17 protein-coding genes are annotated in these 14,799 nt (G+C 56.8%); 3 read left to right on the top strand and 14 right to left on the bottom strand.

What is annotated here, in order from left to right:
- The first annotated feature begins 1 nt into the window (after position 1).
- Positions 2-808, top strand: coding sequence for an inositol monophosphatase family protein (locus GJQ55_RS01475; protein ID WP_228345735.1), 807 nt, complete (start codon positions 2-4; stop codon positions 806-808).
- Here the strand turns inward: GJQ55_RS01475 and GJQ55_RS01470 are convergent.
- The 7 genes from GJQ55_RS01470 to GJQ55_RS01440 all read right to left on the bottom strand — a co-directional run bounded on the left by GJQ55_RS01470 (position 800) and on the right by GJQ55_RS01440 (position 6,852).
- The gene (locus GJQ55_RS01470; protein WP_228345734.1) at positions 800-1,795 is read right to left on the bottom strand and encodes a lipase secretion chaperone; all 996 of its coding nucleotides are present in this window, start codon (positions 1,793-1,795) and stop codon (positions 800-802) included. The two genes, GJQ55_RS01475 and GJQ55_RS01470, sit on opposite strands and share 9 nt — an antisense overlap.
- 3 nt (positions 1,796-1,798) lie before the next feature.
- Positions 1,799-2,674 (bottom strand): lipase family alpha/beta hydrolase, encoded by an 876-nt coding sequence (locus GJQ55_RS01465; RefSeq protein ID WP_228345733.1) that lies wholly within the window; start codon positions 2,672-2,674, stop codon positions 1,799-1,801.
- A gap of 236 nt (positions 2,675-2,910) precedes the next feature.
- Positions 2,911-3,945 (bottom strand): NAD(P)H-dependent flavin oxidoreductase, encoded by a 1,035-nt coding sequence (locus tag GJQ55_RS01460; protein ID WP_228345732.1) that lies wholly within the window; start codon positions 3,943-3,945, stop codon positions 2,911-2,913.
- A gap of 58 nt (positions 3,946-4,003) precedes the next feature.
- Positions 4,004-4,324, bottom strand: a complete 321-nt coding sequence (locus tag GJQ55_RS01455; protein ID WP_228345731.1) for a hypothetical protein — start codon at positions 4,322-4,324, stop codon at positions 4,004-4,006.
- 95 nt (positions 4,325-4,419) lie between these two features.
- Complete coding sequence (locus GJQ55_RS01450) at positions 4,420-5,781, bottom strand: sensor histidine kinase (protein WP_228345730.1); 1,362 nt, start codon at positions 5,779-5,781, stop codon at positions 4,420-4,422.
- Positions 5,781-6,476: a response regulator transcription factor gene (locus tag GJQ55_RS01445; protein ID WP_228345729.1), complete on the bottom strand. Its 696-nt coding sequence runs from the start codon at positions 6,474-6,476 to the stop codon at positions 5,781-5,783. The genes GJQ55_RS01450 and GJQ55_RS01445 overlap by 1 nt, the downstream gene beginning before the upstream one ends.
- A 100-nt stretch (positions 6,477-6,576) precedes the next feature.
- Complete coding sequence (locus GJQ55_RS01440; RefSeq protein ID WP_228345728.1) at positions 6,577-6,852, bottom strand: late competence development ComFB family protein; 276 nt, start codon at positions 6,850-6,852, stop codon at positions 6,577-6,579.
- A gap of 99 nt (positions 6,853-6,951) precedes the next feature.
- On the opposite strand from GJQ55_RS01440, the gene GJQ55_RS01435 reads away from it, so the two are divergent.
- Both GJQ55_RS01435 and GJQ55_RS01430 read left to right on the top strand, forming a co-directional pair.
- Positions 6,952-7,383: a CBS domain-containing protein gene (locus GJQ55_RS01435; RefSeq protein ID WP_228345727.1), complete on the top strand. Its 432-nt coding sequence runs from the start codon at positions 6,952-6,954 to the stop codon at positions 7,381-7,383.
- A 66-nt stretch (positions 7,384-7,449) separates the two neighbouring features.
- Positions 7,450-7,782: a TraR/DksA family transcriptional regulator gene (locus tag GJQ55_RS01430; protein ID WP_228345726.1), complete on the top strand. Its 333-nt coding sequence runs from the start codon at positions 7,450-7,452 to the stop codon at positions 7,780-7,782.
- Between the two features lie 44 nt (positions 7,783-7,826).
- On the opposite strand, the gene GJQ55_RS01425 is transcribed toward GJQ55_RS01430, so the two are convergent.
- From GJQ55_RS01425 to GJQ55_RS01390, 7 genes are all read right to left on the bottom strand, one after another.
- Entirely contained in the window at positions 7,827-8,336 is a 510-nt protein-coding gene (locus GJQ55_RS01425) for a PaaI family thioesterase (protein WP_228345725.1), read from the bottom strand.
- A gap of 123 nt (positions 8,337-8,459) precedes the next feature.
- Complete coding sequence (ahr, locus tag GJQ55_RS01420) at positions 8,460-9,461, bottom strand: NADPH-dependent aldehyde reductase Ahr (protein ID WP_228345724.1); 1,002 nt, start codon at positions 9,459-9,461, stop codon at positions 8,460-8,462.
- A 99-nt stretch (positions 9,462-9,560) separates the two neighbouring features.
- The gene (gene arsJ, locus GJQ55_RS01415) at positions 9,561-10,796 is read right to left on the bottom strand and encodes an organoarsenical effux MFS transporter ArsJ (protein WP_228345723.1); all 1,236 of its coding nucleotides are present in this window, start codon (positions 10,794-10,796) and stop codon (positions 9,561-9,563) included.
- 316 nt (positions 10,797-11,112) lie between these two features.
- Entirely contained in the window at positions 11,113-12,117 is a 1,005-nt protein-coding gene (locus GJQ55_RS01410; protein ID WP_228345722.1) for an ArsJ-associated glyceraldehyde-3-phosphate dehydrogenase, read from the bottom strand.
- 18 nt (positions 12,118-12,135) lie between these two features.
- Positions 12,136-13,170 carry an ACR3 family arsenite efflux transporter gene (arsB, locus tag GJQ55_RS01405; protein ID WP_228345721.1) on the bottom strand — a complete coding sequence of 345 codons (1,035 nt, stop codon included), beginning with the start codon at positions 13,168-13,170 and terminating at the stop codon, positions 12,136-12,138.
- A complete protein-coding gene (locus tag GJQ55_RS13430; RefSeq protein ID WP_420907148.1) occupies positions 13,171-13,932 on the bottom strand; it encodes a metalloregulator ArsR/SmtB family transcription factor in 762 nt (253 codons plus the stop codon). It abuts the gene before it with no gap.
- Positions 13,933-14,079: 147 nt separating this feature from the next.
- Entirely contained in the window at positions 14,080-14,757 is a 678-nt protein-coding gene (locus GJQ55_RS01390) for a zinc metallopeptidase (protein ID WP_228345720.1), read from the bottom strand.
- Positions 14,758-14,799 lie beyond the last annotated feature (42 nt).

Here is a 14,799-nt window from a genome sequence, read left to right as displayed (position 1 = left end):
GATGAACAGTGCAACACTGAGTTCACAGCTGACTCTGGCCTTACAGGCGGCCGAAGCGGCCGGCAAGGCTATTATGGCCGCCCGCGACCAGCTGAATATTCAATTTAAAGGCGGCCACGAACTGGTCACCCAGGCCGATGTGGAAGCCGACCGGGTTATCCGCAGCGCCATCAGCGCCGCCTTTCCGCAGCATCAGATTCTGTCGGAAGAACTGGCCCCGCAACAAACCACCAGCGCACCGGACTTATGGATTGTCGACCCCATCGACGGCACGGTGAACTACGCCCACCAGCACCCCAATGTCGGTATTTCCATTGCTTATTACCGCCACGGCCAGGCGCAGGCAGCGGTGGTGCATAACCCCTTCCTGCAGGAAACTTTTTACGCTGAAGCCGGTGCCGGTGCGTTTCTGAATGGTCAGCGCATCCATTGCGCAGCCACCACGGAGCTTAAACGCGCCCTGGTGGCCACCGGTTTTCCTTACGTGAAAGACAATCTGCCGCTGTTAATGGCACGACTGCAACGGGTGTTAGAAAACTGTGCTGACGTGCGCCGGATCGGCTCGGCGGCGCTGGATATCTGCTGGCTGGCCTGCGGCCGGCTGGATGCTTATTACGAAACCGTGCAGCTGTGGGATTTTGCCGCCGCACAGTTAATTGCGCGCGAGGCCGGCGTGCGCTTTGGCCATATTCATACGTTGCCTGAAGGAGTGAATCAGGAATTGTGTGGTGAGAATCTGCTGTTCAGTGTGCCGGCGCTGTTTGCGCCGCTGCAGCAGTTATTGCAACAGGCCGACCGCTCAGTCTGAGCTGCTGGTGGCCAGCAGACTGAGTGCTGCCGGCAAACGTTTTTGTTCGGCTTCCGAGAAGTGTTTGCGCTGATAGGTGCTGAGCAGTCGCTCACGATCGCGTTCGTTTAAGCCCTGCACCGCCAGCGAGTCGCGGTACGTCTGATACGCCTGCAGGCGTTGCTGCCATTGCTGATTTTTTTTATCCAGATCGGCCAGCCGCCCGGCGGCTTGCGGCCCGAACTGCTGCTCACGCCATTGTTGCAAGGCGCGCGGATCGTTGCTCTGGCTTAATTGTTGTTCCTGCTGGCGCAGTTCGATCAGCTGACGGGATTCCTTCCGCATCTGCTGTAATGGCTCGGGCAGGGTTTGCTCCAGCGCCACCAGTGCTTCCGGGCTGGCGCCATCACGGCGTAAGCGCCGGCTGGCCAGGGTATGCTGATCCAGCTGTTCTTCCGCACCAAAAAACGCCTCCACCGCCAGCGGCTGCAGCCATTCACGGCGCAAACGTTGCTGCCACAACAGGCGGGCTTCCAGATCATCCATACCCGGTTGCACCAGTCGGCGGGCGGCTTCGGCATCGTAACCGGCCAACGCCTGCAGGTAGCCCAGATAATCATCCAACAGCTGTAAGGCTTGTTGCTGTCCGGGCTGCGGCAGTTGCTGCATCTGTTGCTGCATCAGTGCCACAATCTCATCCAGCGGCACTTCGCCCTGAGCTGACAGATGAAAATCAATCCAGTGGCGCAGCTGCATATCAATGACCAGCCGGCCTTTGAAATCGGTACGCAGCTGGCCATCGACGGCGGCACCACGGAAGGTTTGTAAGGCCGAATAGTCCGGCGCCACGGGCGTAACTGCTGCGCTGCTGACATTTGCCGCTACCGGCAGCGACGGCAGCATAGCCGGCGCATCCGCCACGGTTACCTGAGGCTGCTGCCACCAGCCCAACAGGCCGATGGCAACGCCCAGAATGGTCAGCGCCAGTGCACCATGCGCCGCCTGCATTGCTTACAGACCTGCCTGCTTCAGACGGTTGGCGTGGGTACGGAACACCGTCAGCGGATCGGTATCGGTAAGGGCGTGAATACCGAAGGTCTGATTCACTTCATCCAGATGGTTCATCTTGAAGTCATCCCGGATCACCATGCCCAGACGGCTGGCGCAGGCACCGACCAGGCCATCGTTGCGCTCACCGGCCGGGAAAAACAGCGAGGCGGCACCGGTCACCACTTCCAGCGGGTCCAGCACGTTGGTGAGTGGTTTTTCACCGGCCCAGGAGTAGTAGCGCACGTTCTGATATTCATAGGCACCTTCGCCACAGGCAGTAGCCGGAATACCACCCGGATGCTGCTGGTTAAAGGCATCCGCTTCGGCAAAGGTCATGGAGCCGATGGAGGCCAGAATATCCTGCTCATAACCACCGCCGGATAAGAAATCGATAGCACCGGCCAGTGTATTGCCCAGATTTTCCAGCAACCAGGAAAAGCCGGTAGCGCCGTTCTGCCACTGCGACAGGGTTTCCGCCACCGGGGTGCCTTTATTCACACCGGAAATGCTGGTTACTGACGCCACCAGATCGGGGCGCACTGAGGCCACATAACGGGTGGTCGGGCCACCATGGCTGTGACCGATCAGGTTCACTTTGTCGGCACCGGTAATGGCCAGTACACGCTCAACTTCCGCAATCAGCTGCTCACCACGTACTTCCGGCGAATTGGAGTTGGCGACACTGGTCAGGAACACGGTGGCGCCGTCTTTCTGCAGGGTTTCCGGCACTTTGTACCAGTAGTCCACCCCCAGAATGGCATCAAAGCCAAACAGCCCGTGGGCCAGCACGATGGGGTACTGGGTTTCGGTATAACCGGTCGGCGGCGGTGCAGACATGGCCTGCGCCTGCGACAGCAGCAACGTGGAGGATAAAACGACAGCAGAAAGGACAGATCGGAGCATGAGTGTGGGCCTTTTTTATTGTTAGAGACTCATCAACCTGCCCATCACAACCAACAGCAGCAGGTCGATCCCGTTCAGAAAACGGACTAACAATGACGGCCTGAACCGACAGGTGTTAGGACATCAGCGGCCAGTTGGTTGTAAATCGGTACTGATGCCCGGCCGGATGCTTATCTCAACAGCGGTTGCAGACGCTGATGCTGTGCCTGCGCTTCCGCCAGCGTGCGCTGAATAATGGTCTCAACGCTGACCACGTCGTTAATCAGCCCCTGAGTCTGGCCGATAAACTGCACGCCCTGGTGCAGGTCACCGTGAATAGTAGCCGCCTGCAGACGCGGCACGCTGGCACCGAAATAGGCCAGCAATTTCACCTTATCCAGCATCGCCAGCATACCGATCATGACCTTCCACACCGGCTGACCAATCAGTTTCGCGGCTTTGGTCGCCTGCCAGCTGGCGACGAAAAAATTCATCGGTTTGCGGGTGGCTTTAAGGGATCGCGGCGTGCGCATCACCCGGGCCGGGATACCATCAAAGTTTTTCGAATAAATGGTGTCTTGTTCGCTGCGCTCCAGCACCGCCTGCTTGGTGGCCTGATGCAGCGGGCTTTCCAGGCTGGTGGCAAAACGTGAGCCCATGGCAATGCCTTCGGCACCCAGCGCCAGCGCCGCCAGCAGGCCGCGGCCGTCGGCAAAACCACCGGTAGCGATGACCGGAATGGTCACTTTGCCGGCAATCGCCGGCACCAGCACCAGCGAGGTAACATCGCCGCCGTGGGCGGCGGCTTCATGGCCGGTTACCAGCAAGGCATCGGCGCCAATGGCCTGGGCCGACAGCGCGTGTTTTTCGGATACCACGGTGGCAATCACTTTGCCGCCGTAGGCGTGGGCGCGCTGCACAATCCAGTCGCCTTTGCCGAGGGAAAAGTTAATCACCGGCACCTGTTCGTCCAGCGCTACGTCGGCGTTTTCTTTGGCACCCGGCATCAGCAGCGTAACGCCGATACCAAAGGGCTTGCTGGTTAAGGCACGGATTTGACGAATCGCCGCGCGGGTTTGCGCGGGCGTTAACGGGCCGCTGGCCAGAATACCCAGACCACCGGCGTTGGACACCGCCGCCACCAGTTCCGGGGTGGAGATCCAGCTCATGCCCGGCAGCAGAATGGGGTGTTGAATACCTAAGAGTTCGGTAATACGGGTTTTCATAGCGGTTCCGGCAACAGGAAAAGCCGGCATTCTAACGGCTGACCAGCCGCGCAGGAAGTCAGCGCGGTGGCAGGGTGGCAGCGTTCTGCTGTTGGATAAAATTCAGGAACTGTTGCTGACGCTGCTCGGGGGACATGCCGCGCAGCTGGTCAATGTGCTGCTGGCGTTGCAGCTGCTGACTGTTCAGGTCTGGTTGCTGGCTTTGCAGTGAGCGATAGAAATGATCCAGCGCCTGGCGTTGTTCCGGACGGCTGTTATTCCACTCCAGCTGGGTGACGGCCGCCGGTGGCACTGCGACCGGCTCCGGCAGGCGCAGCAGCGGGTCGGCCTGGACGCCGGCAGCCGCTAACAGCAGAGCAATAAAACAAATCCGCCTCACAGTATGTCCTCATTAAAACGTGCGCCGATTGTAACGACAGCCAGCGCCACAAACCCAGCCGCACCGGCGTAAACCTCTGGTAAAGCCAACCGCATTCAAACCACCACCGGCAGACGGATCAATACCTGCAACCCGCCTTGCGGATGATTACCGAGCTGCAGCGTACCGTCGTGGTGCTGAATAACGCGCTGGGCAATGGCCAGCCCCAGGCCGAAACCACGGTGTCCTTGTTGCAGCGTATCGGGACTGCGCTCGCGGGCCTGCTCGCTGCGCACAAAGGGGCGCAATAAATCAGCCAGCAGATGCTCCGGCACCCCGGGGCCGTGGTCACGGATACGGATTTCAGCCACCGCCGCGACCTGCAGACTGATGTCCACCGAGGTTTGCGGCGCGGTGTGCAGCAAGGCATTGCGGATAATATTTTCAAACGCTGACAGCAGCAGGCGCGGGTCACCCTGCAACGTTACGGCGCCGGCCGGCAGCTGCAGCTGCAAGGGTGAATCCGGCCGTTCAAAACGGGCATCAGCCACCACTTGCTGCAACAGCTCTGCGCAGTCAAAGCGTTGCCAGTGCTGGCGGTCCTGCACCGTTTCCAGCCGTGCCATGTGCAATAGATCTTCAATCAGCTCGTTCAGCCGGCCGGTTTCCAGTTCGATACGGTCGAGGTATTCCTGCTGTTCCGGCACCGCATCCAGCCGTGCCAGCTCCAGCGCCACTGCACTGCGCGCCAGCGGCGACCGTAATTCGTGGGAGACATCGCGCAGCAGCTGGCGCTGATCGGAAATCAGCCGCTGCAGGCGGCTGGCCATCTGGCTGAATTCACGCCCCAGCTCACCGATTTCATCCGGCCGCGCCAGTACCCGCGGGGCAATACGCACCGGCCACTGACCATCGGCAAAGGCGCGCACGCTGCGCCGCAATGACAGTAACGGCCGGGTCAGATAACGCGACAGCACATAGCTCCATAAGGCGAACAGCAGCAATGAAGCCACCAGCCCGAGCGCCAGATAGATGGGCAGATTAAACACCGCCAACGGGTGCAGGAATTCCACCACCAACAGGTACACCCGCCCATCCAGGCTGTGCAGCGGTGCCTTCACCAGAATTTCGGTCTGCCCCAGCGGGTTAACCCGGGCCTGATAGGAATCGGCCGCAAAGGCGTAACTGAGCACATCCACGGGCACGGCCGGGGTCAGACTGACGCCCTGATCATCAAACACATAGGCATTGACGCTGGGATGGCGCTCGAAGGTCAGCAGCCATTCCAGCAACAGCGGCTCGCCACCGCGCTGCAGCATCAGTTCGGCGGCGGAAATATAACCGCCGGTGGGGGCAATAAGGTTAACGGAGTCGTTTGACCACTGACGGTAATACATGGCCAGCAGTACGGTCACCAGCGTGGCCACCAGACTGGTGACCAGAAAGGCCAGATAAATGCGGATAAAAATGCCGCGCATCAGGTGTTGGCCGTCACCGTTTCCGGCGCGTACCAGTAACCGATACCGCGCACGGTGCGGATGCGGGCTTCGCCCTGCCGGTTGGGGCCGAGTTTTTTGCGCAGATTGCTCAGGTGCATATCAAGGCTGCGGTCGAATAACGTCAGTGAGCGTTGCAACGATTGCTCGGCCAGACGGTTTTTTTCCACCACATTGCCGGCTTCGCGGGCCAGCACACTGAGAATATTGAATTCGGTGACCGTCAGCTCAACCGGCTGACCGTCGCGCAGAACGCGGTGCTGGTCGAGGTCAATGGTCAGTTCGTCCACCTGCAGCAGCGCATCGGCAATCTGGCCGGAACGGCCACGGCGTAAGACAGAACGCAGGCGGGCAGCCAGTTCACGCGGGTTGCAGGGTTTGGGCAGGTAATCATCGGCGCCGATTTCCAGCCCTTCAATACGGTCGGTTTCATCGCCTTTGGCGGTCAGCATCAGCACCGGCAGATCGCTGCGCTGGCGGATATTGCGCAGAATATCCAGCCCGTCACCGCCCGGCAGCATCACATCCAGAATAACGGCCTGGTATTTACCCGACAGCGCTTCGCTGAGCCCGGTGGTGGCTTCATGCACGGCAGTTACCTTAAACAGCTCGCGTTCAAGGTAACGCTTCAACAGTGCACAGAGTTCCTGATCGTCGTCGACTAACAGTACATTCATACCTGATCCTCATCCTTAGTGGCTCAGAGTTCAGGAAAAATGTATTTATTTCAAGCTGTTGGCCCGTTTCTTTACATTTTGTAAAGACGCCCGGTTACATTCAGTCACGGCGATGATGCTGCGCCACAAAGGCCAGCGCATCGGTTACGGCATTTTCCACCGCTTTCTGGGTCTGCACATATTCATCGGCCGACATATAAAACGCCATGTCCACCTCAAAGCGGATATAACGGGGCGGTAGACGGTTCAGCGCCACACAGGCCACATCGGCCATGTAATCCAGTGTTGCCGGTGGTTCGGCATCGTGCAGGCGGCGGCGGACTTCTTCGGCGACCAGCTGTTCGTAGTAGTTGCGGATATGGTTACTGATGCTCATGATGACTCTCCAAAGTGCTGACGTGAGGATAGCACTTTGATGATTTCCTGCTTTACTGACACTCAACCTTTTTAAGCTGAAATTGACACAGGAAGCGTTATGAAACTGGTCAGCGATCTGATGATCCGCAATGTCCTTACCCACCAGGCCGATGACACCCTGCAGGATGTCGAACAAACCATGGCCACCCATTCTATCCGCCATATTCCGGTACTGGATGAAAGCGGCATTGTGGTTGGGCTGTTAAGCCAGAAAGAGTTTCTGGCCGAAGCCTTCCGCATTACCGATAAATTCGGTGCTCATAATCTGCGCAATTATCTGGCCAAAACCAGCGTACGCCAGTGTATGAAAAACGATATTCAGACCGTACGCCCGGATCTGGACCTGGCCGAAGCCGGCCGCTTATTACGCAGTAAGCGCCACGGTTGCCTGCTGGTCGCCGATGAACAGGAACGCTTGCTGGGTATTGTCAGCTCGCAGGATTTTGTCCGCCTGGCCATTGAACTGCTGGAGCAGCGCCCGGCCGGCTGATGCACATCAAGGCTGCAGGCCAGCCAATGGGTTAGCCTGCAGACAGATTATAAACAGGAAGACATTATGAATCTGGATAAAGTCCGCGAACAATTATTACAGCGTCAGCAGATGCTGGAAGCCCGTGCCGACAAAACCGCCCGCGATGCCAGCCATCGTGATGAGGCCGTGTCGGCGGATTTTGCTGAACAGGCCAGCGAGCGGGAAAACGATGATGTATTACGCACCATCAGTGTCGAAGCCCGCTATGAAATTCAGCAGATTGGTCAGGCTTTGCAGCGCATTGAAGATGGCAATTACGGTGAATGCAGTGGCTGTGGTGCCGATATTGGCACCGAACGCCTGCAGGCGGTGCCTTACGCAACGCTTTGCATTAAATGTGCAGCTGCGCAGGAATAATTCCGCTTATAAAAAACCCGCTGCAGTATTTTACAGCGGGTTTTTTATGCGCCGATATTTTGATTACAGCTGAACATCTGCTGCATTTTTTCCAGTTTGCCATCCGGCACCAGATTCAGTTCCGCAAAGCGTTGTGGTTCAAATAACGCAAAATCCCCTTCCGCTTTTGCCGCCAGCTGGCCCTTGCTGTTATAAAGTTCAGCCACCAATAAGGCGCGCCTGTCGTTTTTGCATTCGGCGACATAGCCAATAACACTGACGCTTTCACCAATAAAGACCGGCAGCCGGAAACGCACTTTAATATCGCGGGTAAGCACAAATTTATTCAGAAAATAAATACCGGCCCAGCCCATCATTTCATCCAGAATGGTGGTGGTAATACCGCCATGCACCAGATTACTCCAGCCGCGCAGATGCTCGGGAATCACCAGCTCGGAACGTAACTGTTCGCCATTGGTGGCGAAGGTCATTTTCAGACCCTGATGATTATGCTGACCGCAGCCAAAACAGTCGTGATCAATATTGGTTAACGGACGCCATTCGTGCTGTGTCATAACAATCTTCTGCTGCAGAAAAAAACCGACCTTAATCACTGTGCCGGGCCAGATCAACCCAGCCACAGCGACAAAGCTGTGCGACAGCGGCAATAATGCCGCCGTGCACGGCGACAACACCTGTCAGCGCTTCAGCACCACCCGGTAACGCGGGCTGCCATTTTCCAGCCGGTCAATCGCGGCATTTACGTCCGCCATCGGGAACACTTCCACCTTGGGTTCAATACGATGACGGGCGGCAAATTCCAGCATTTGCGCAATAACCGCCGGACTGCCGACCGGTGACGACGACACGGAGCGCTGACCACCCATCAGGGCCATCACGCTGATTTTCATCGGTTCCAGCACCGCGCCGACCAGATGCAAACGGCCTTTAGGACGCAGCGTACTGATATAACCACCCCAATCCAGTTCGACGTTGACGGTGGAAATAATCAGATCGAAATAACCGGCCGAGGCTTTTAAGGCATCCTTATCGCGGGAATCCAGGGTGCGGTGCGCGCCCAGTTCCAGTGCTTCGGTACGCTTGGCTTCCGACGAGGTAAAGGCCGTGACTTCACAACCCCATTTATTCAGAAATTGCACCGCCATATGGCCGAGACCACCGATGCCAATCACGCCGACACGGGCAGTGGGTTTCAGATCGAACTGCACAATGGGATTGAATACGGTAATACCGCCGCAGAATAACGGCCCGGCACTTTCGCTGCTTAAGGTGTCCGGCAGTTTCACCACACTGGCGGCCTGTGCCCGTACTTTATCGGCAAAGCCACCGTGACGACCAACAATGGTGCCCTGCGCATCGCGGCACAGGTTATGGTCGCCTTCCATACAGGTGTTGCATTCGTTGCAGTAGCTGGAATGCCAGCCTAAACCGACGCGGTCGCCGATGCTGAATTTATTCACATGTTTACCCACGGCGCTGATACGGCCCGCCACTTCATGGCCGGGTACAAAAGGATACTGGGTAATACCCCATTCGTTATTCAGCATGCTGAGGTCGCTGTGACAGATACCGCAGTAATCCACCTCGATTTCCACATCATGATCACCCAGCGGGCCTGGATCGTACTCAAAGGATTTTAATTCACCACCCGGTTCAAATGCGGCGTAGGCTTTAATCATGACAAGGCTCCTGTGGATACACAAAAATCGCCGATCATTAAGACGCAAGGCCGTCAGAGCCGCAAGCCAGCCTTGGGCTGATCAGAGGAACAGTGCTTTTCAGGCGGAGCGGGCTTGCGCAGTCGTTGGTAACGCCAGAGAAATCACCAACGTCAGCAACAGCAGCATAGCCGATACCCACAGGCAAGCCTGCAACCCGCTGCTGCCCTGCCCGGCCAACTGGAATAACCAGCCTGACAACAGGGTGCCCAGCAAACGGCCCATGGCGTTGGCCATGTAATAAAAGCCGACGTCCAGCGACACACCATCGCGGCCGGCGTAGCTGACGATTAAATAGCTGTGCAGCGACGAGTTCACTGCAAACACGGCGCCAAAGGCCAGCAAGCCAATAATGATGGTGAAGGCCGGATCAAACCCCACGTAAAGCCCTGCTGCAATCAGCGCCGGTAACAGCATTAATGGTGCAGCCCAAAGAACAGCGCTGCGGCCATCCGGCACGGTGCCAGCGCGCTTGCCGGTGAGCCTCGGCGCCTGCGTTTGTACCGCGCCATAGCCAATGACCCATAAGGCCAGAAAGCCGCCGGTCTGCCAGTGATCCCAGCCCAGCGTCTGCGCCAGAAATACCGGCAAGGCGACCACAAACCACACATCACGCGCGCCGAATAACAGCATCCGCGCCGCCGATAAAATATTAATGGCGCGGCTTTTGGAGACAATATCGCGGAATTTCGGTTTGTTTTTGGCTTTGCCTAAATCCCGCTTCAAAAGCACCAGACTGAGCAGCCACACCAGCAACAAGCCCAGCAGCATCGCCAATATGGCGCCGCTGAAACCCAGCGTCATTAACAGCACACCACCGAGAAAAAATCCGGCGCCTTTCATGGCATTTTTGGAGCCGGTGAGAATGGCGACCCATTTATATAAAGCGCCTTCGGCATCTTCCGGTAGCAATAATTTAATCGAGCTTTTGGCGCTCATTTTATTCAGGTCTTTGGCGATACCCGACAGCGCCTGTGCTGCCATCACCCACACCACCGTTAACATGGATGCCGGCACCAGCAGCATGGCCAATGCCACCAACTGCAGAAATAAGCCTATGTTCATGGTGCGGTTCAGTCCCAGCCGTGCTCCCAGCCAGCCACCGACTAAATTAGTAATAACGCCGAAAATCTCATAAAACAAAAACAGCAGTGCAATGTTCAGCGGGCTGTACCCCAGCGCATGAAAATGCAGCACCACCAGCATGCGCAAGGCACCGTCTGTAAGGGTAAAGGCCCAGTAATTACCGGTCACCACCAGATACTGGCGCAGATCGGCGGAGAGATGAGTCAGCATAATTATTTTTTCGTTAAGGGTTGAGGGTTCGGTGTTTTGCGTGCTCCGCAGCAAAAGCCAGTACCTGATGTCTTGTGCGAGTAAAAGGTTAAGGGTTGAGCGTTGGGCGAGCTCTGCAGCAAAAGCGAGCACCGGATACCTTTGCCAGTAAAGGGTTAGGCGTGCTCGGCAGCAAAGTTCACTACTTAATGTCTTGCGCTGATAGAGGGTTAATGGTTCAGCGAGGGTGGCATTAAAAACAAAAGCTCGCGGAACCCTAAACGCCTAACGCTTAACGATACCGCCCGCCGAACCCTGAACGCCCAACGCCCAACACTTAACGGTAGCGCGCCACTTTTAAGGCCAGTTCCGCGGTGCGGTTGGCGTAGCCCCATTCGTTGTCGTACCAGGCGTAAATTTTCACCTGCGTGTTATTAATCACCATGGTGGAAAGCGCATCAATAATGCTGGAGCGCGGATCGGTTTTGTAATCAATCGACACCAGTGGGCGCTCTTCGTAACCAAGAATTCCCTTAAGCTCATTAGCCGCGGCTGCTTTTAATAACGCATTCACTTCTTCGGCCGTGGTTTCGCGTGCCACTTCAAAGACACAGTCGGTAATGGAAGCATTAGCCAGCGGTACGCGGATAGCATGACCGTTCAGGCGGCCTTTTAATTCCGGGAAAATATGTGTAATGGCGGTGGCCGAACCGGTGGTGGTCGGAATTAAACTCATGCCACAGGCACGGGCGCGACGCAGGTCTTTGTGCGGCGCATCCAGAATGGTCTGGGTATTGGTTAAATCATGAATGGTGGTAATAGAGCCGTGCTCAATGCCCAGGTTTTCGTGAATCACCTTAACCACCGGCGCCAGGCAGTTGGTGGTGCAGGAGGCAGCGGTCACAATAGGATGCAACGCCGGATCGTACAGATGGTCGTTAACGCCCATCACCACGTTCAGCACGCCCTCTTCTTTTACCGGCGCCGTTACCACCACGCGCTTAACACCCTGATCCAGATAGGCCTGCAACACTGCTTTGGTTTTCATTTTGCCGGAGGCTTCAATCACTACATCGCAGCCCGACCAGTCGGTGTCGGCAATGGTTTTATTGTGCGTCACCAGCACTGGCTGGCCGTTAATCAGCATATTATCGCCATCCACCCCGGCTTCCCGGCTCCAGCGGCCATGCACGGAATCAAAATTCATTAAATGCGCCAGCGTGGCGGCATCGCCGGCCGGATCATTCACGTTAATAATCTGCACATCGCTGTGCTCAGCCAACACACGGGCCGATAACCGCCCCATACGACCAAAGCCATTAATGCCGATTTTAATACTCATAATGGAATCCTCTGTTAATCAATTCTGTACAAACCAGTGCTGGGTTTTATTAGCGAAGTACACCAGCGACAACATCACCGGCACTTCCACCAGAACCCCCACCACGGTCGCCAGTGCAGCACCGGAATGCAGGCCGAATAATGAAATCGCTACGGCCACCGCCAGTTCAAAAAAGTTAGACGTGCCGATCATGCAAGCCGGAGCCGCAATACGATAGGGAAGTTTCAGCCAATACGCCGCCGCATAGGCAATGGCAAAAATGCCGTAGGTTTGCAGCAATAACGGAATGGCAATTAAGCCAATGGTGTGCGGCTGGGCAATGATGGTTTCCGCCTGAAATCCAAACAGCAGAATCACCGTCGCTAACAAGCCTAATACCGACCAAGGTTTTAAACGTTGCAACAACTCCTGCACGTCCATACCGTCAGACGCAGACGATGAATGCCGCTCCAGCAAATGCCGGGTCAGAATGCCGGCCAGCAGCGGCAGTAACACATACAGCACCACCGATAACAGCAGAGTTTTCCAGGGTACCTGAATATCGGTCACCCCCAGCAAAAAAGCCGTTAACGGGGCGAAGGCAAAAATCATAACGACGTCGTTCACCGACACCTGCACCAGCGTGTAATTCGGGTCGCCTTTGGTCAACTGACTCCAGACAAACACCATCGCCGTGCAAGGCGCCACACCGAGCAGAATCATGCCGGCGATGTATTCACCGGCACTGTGCGGATCAACCCAATCGGCAAATAAAACACGGAAAAATACCCAGCCGATTAACGCCATGCTGAACGGTTTGATCAGCCAGTTAATCACCAGCGTCAGCAGCAAGCCTTTGGGTTGGCGGCCCACTTCTTTAATGGCGGAAAAATCAATCTGCACCATCATCGGGTAAATCATGATCCAGATAAACACCGCCACCACCAGATTCACATGGGCGTATTCCAACGTGGCGATCAGTGCAAATGCCTGCGGTACCAGATTGCCAAGCAATACACCGGCAGCGATACAGAGCGCCACCCACAGGGTTAAATAGCGTTCAAAAATTCCCATTTATGCCGCTCCTGTGCTGCAGCCTTGCGCCGCTGTTACACGTTGAGTGGGCAGCTGCAGCAGCGGCGTATTATTCAGCCGGGTGGTGTGCAGCACCTCACGCATCCAGGGCTCCAGCAACGGATGCAGGGAGTAATGCACCCACTGCCCCTGACGGCGATCCTGCAGAATACCGCTTTTGCGCAGCTGGGCTAAATGGCGGGAAATTTTCGGCTGTGACTCATCCAGTGCGGTGACTAAATCGCACACGCAAAGCTCGCCGTGCTGTTCTATCAGCAGCAATGACAACAACCGGGTTTCATCAGCCAGCGCTTTATAAAACTCCACAGCGCTCAGCGGCTTGGTTTGCTCGCTGACCTGCTTACTGTTCACCAGCACAAACAGGCGCAGGCGTTCGCTGATTTCCTGCAGGGTGCGGGCGAAAGCCAGCGGATCTTTGCTGGCCTTGGGGTCGGGAAAATCCCACGCCATGATCACACCCGCACCGGGCCAGTGTTTGCACTCCTGATGGGCTTTATCGCAGAGGGAAATCACGTAATCGAAATGCTGGTCGCTGAATTGTGCTGCTGCTTTTGACGCCAGCCCGGCGGTATCAATACCGGCTTTTTCCAACACCTGCAGCGTACGCGGATCAACGCCTTCCGGCTGAGTACCAGCGCTGGCCGCGTCGAATTGCTCAGGCGCCAGCTGGCGCAACACCGCTTCAGCCATCTGTGAGCGGGCCGAATTGCCGCTGCACAGGAACAGAACACTCTTCTTCATAGGCAGACCTCAAATATCTGCCTGCCTTTATATTCGGTTTTCCATATATATGCAATTAGCTGGACGCTGGACGCTTTTTGGCGTCTCCCGTCTCCCGTCAAGCGTTTTTTGCTTCAAGCCTCAAGCCTCAAGCTTCCAGCTCAACCCCTACCGCCGCAAATACCTCAGCCACTGCCAGACATTCAGCAAGCTGAACAGCGAACCCGCAACGTAAGTGAGTGCCGCGGCCAGCAAAATCCGGCGGGCATCCTGCATATCCTGCTCGTTCAGATACCCGCCATCCTGCAACAACGGCAACGCCTTACCGAAGCTGGCATCCCATTCCACCGGCAAGGTAGCCAGATGCACCAGCGTGCCGATCAGCATGGCCCCCACCGCAATAATCAGCGCCAACCGCGAGGCCGACGGGGTATAGAAGGCCAGAAAAGGGGTAATCAGCAGCGCAGCGGGTGCCAGCCGCTGCATCCAGATGGCCAGATACGCCAGCGCCGTGCGGCTGTGAAACAGCGGTTCGCCGCGGGCATGCTGCACGGCGTGGCCGACCTCATGCGCCGCCACCACCACGGCAGTCAGGCTTTTGCCGTCCAGTTTATCCGGCGTCAGGCGCACGCTGCGGCTGCGCGGGTCGTAATGATCGCCGGCATCACTGCTGACCACCGTTACGTCATCCAGCCCCAGTTTGCCCAGCAGGTGACGCGCCATATCACCGCCCGTGCCGGGATAATCCGGCCGTTCTCCGGCGTGCCGGCGCAACACCCGTTTTACCCACCAGCCCGGCAGTACCAGCAAGGCCAGCACCCCCACACCCAGCATAATCCACAGCATCGCTATGCCCCGTTAATTACTAATAAACCGATTCTACTGCAG

Origin of the sequence: Venatoribacter cucullus, assembly GCF_016132445.1 — a bacterium.
Classification (GTDB): domain Bacteria; phylum Pseudomonadota; class Gammaproteobacteria; order Pseudomonadales; family Oceanobacteraceae; genus Venatoribacter; species Venatoribacter cucullus.
The sequence above is the reverse complement of the archived record's forward strand: the minus strand, read 5'-3'. Positions and strand labels throughout refer to the sequence as shown.

What these genes read in the sequence shown, in the direction of transcription:
- GJQ55_RS01425 (WP_228345725.1), bottom strand. Translation starts at nt 8,336, where the DNA reads ATGACACAGCACGAATGGCGTCCGTTAACCAATATTGATCACGACTGT.
- GJQ55_RS01440 (WP_228345728.1), bottom strand. Translation starts at nt 6,852, where the DNA reads ATGAGCATCAGTAACCATATCCGCAACTACTACGAACAGCTGGTCGCC.
- GJQ55_RS13430 (WP_420907148.1), bottom strand. Translation starts at nt 13,932, where the DNA reads ATGAAGAAGAGTGTTCTGTTCCTGTGCAGCGGCAATTCGGCCCGCTCA.
- GJQ55_RS01470 (WP_228345734.1), bottom strand. Translation starts at nt 1,795, where the DNA reads ATGCAGGCGGCGCATGGTGCACTGGCGCTGACCATTCTGGGCGTTGCC.
- GJQ55_RS01475 (WP_228345735.1), top strand. Translation starts at nt 2, where the DNA reads ATGAACAGTGCAACACTGAGTTCACAGCTGACTCTGGCCTTACAGGCG.
- GJQ55_RS01435 (WP_228345727.1), top strand. Translation starts at nt 6,952, where the DNA reads ATGAAACTGGTCAGCGATCTGATGATCCGCAATGTCCTTACCCACCAG.
- ahr (WP_228345724.1), bottom strand. Translation starts at nt 9,461, where the DNA reads ATGATTAAAGCCTACGCCGCATTTGAACCGGGTGGTGAATTAAAATCC.
- GJQ55_RS01445 (WP_228345729.1), bottom strand. Translation starts at nt 6,476, where the DNA reads ATGAATGTACTGTTAGTCGACGACGATCAGGAACTCTGTGCACTGTTG.
- arsB (WP_228345721.1), bottom strand. Translation starts at nt 13,170, where the DNA reads ATGGGAATTTTTGAACGCTATTTAACCCTGTGGGTGGCGCTCTGTATC.
- GJQ55_RS01430 (WP_228345726.1), top strand. Translation starts at nt 7,450, where the DNA reads ATGAATCTGGATAAAGTCCGCGAACAATTATTACAGCGTCAGCAGATG.
- arsJ (WP_228345723.1), bottom strand. Translation starts at nt 10,796, where the DNA reads ATGCTGACTCATCTCTCCGCCGATCTGCGCCAGTATCTGGTGGTGACC.
- GJQ55_RS01465 (WP_228345733.1), bottom strand. Translation starts at nt 2,674, where the DNA reads ATGTCTGCACCGCCGCCGACCGGTTATACCGAAACCCAGTACCCCATC.
- GJQ55_RS01460 (WP_228345732.1), bottom strand. Translation starts at nt 3,945, where the DNA reads ATGAAAACCCGTATTACCGAACTCTTAGGTATTCAACACCCCATTCTG.
- GJQ55_RS01450 (WP_228345730.1), bottom strand. Translation starts at nt 5,781, where the DNA reads ATGCGCGGCATTTTTATCCGCATTTATCTGGCCTTTCTGGTCACCAGT.
- GJQ55_RS01410 (WP_228345722.1), bottom strand. Translation starts at nt 12,117, where the DNA reads ATGAGTATTAAAATCGGCATTAATGGCTTTGGTCGTATGGGGCGGTTA.
- GJQ55_RS01390 (WP_228345720.1), bottom strand. Translation starts at nt 14,757, where the DNA reads ATGCTGTGGATTATGCTGGGTGTGGGGGTGCTGGCCTTGCTGGTACTG.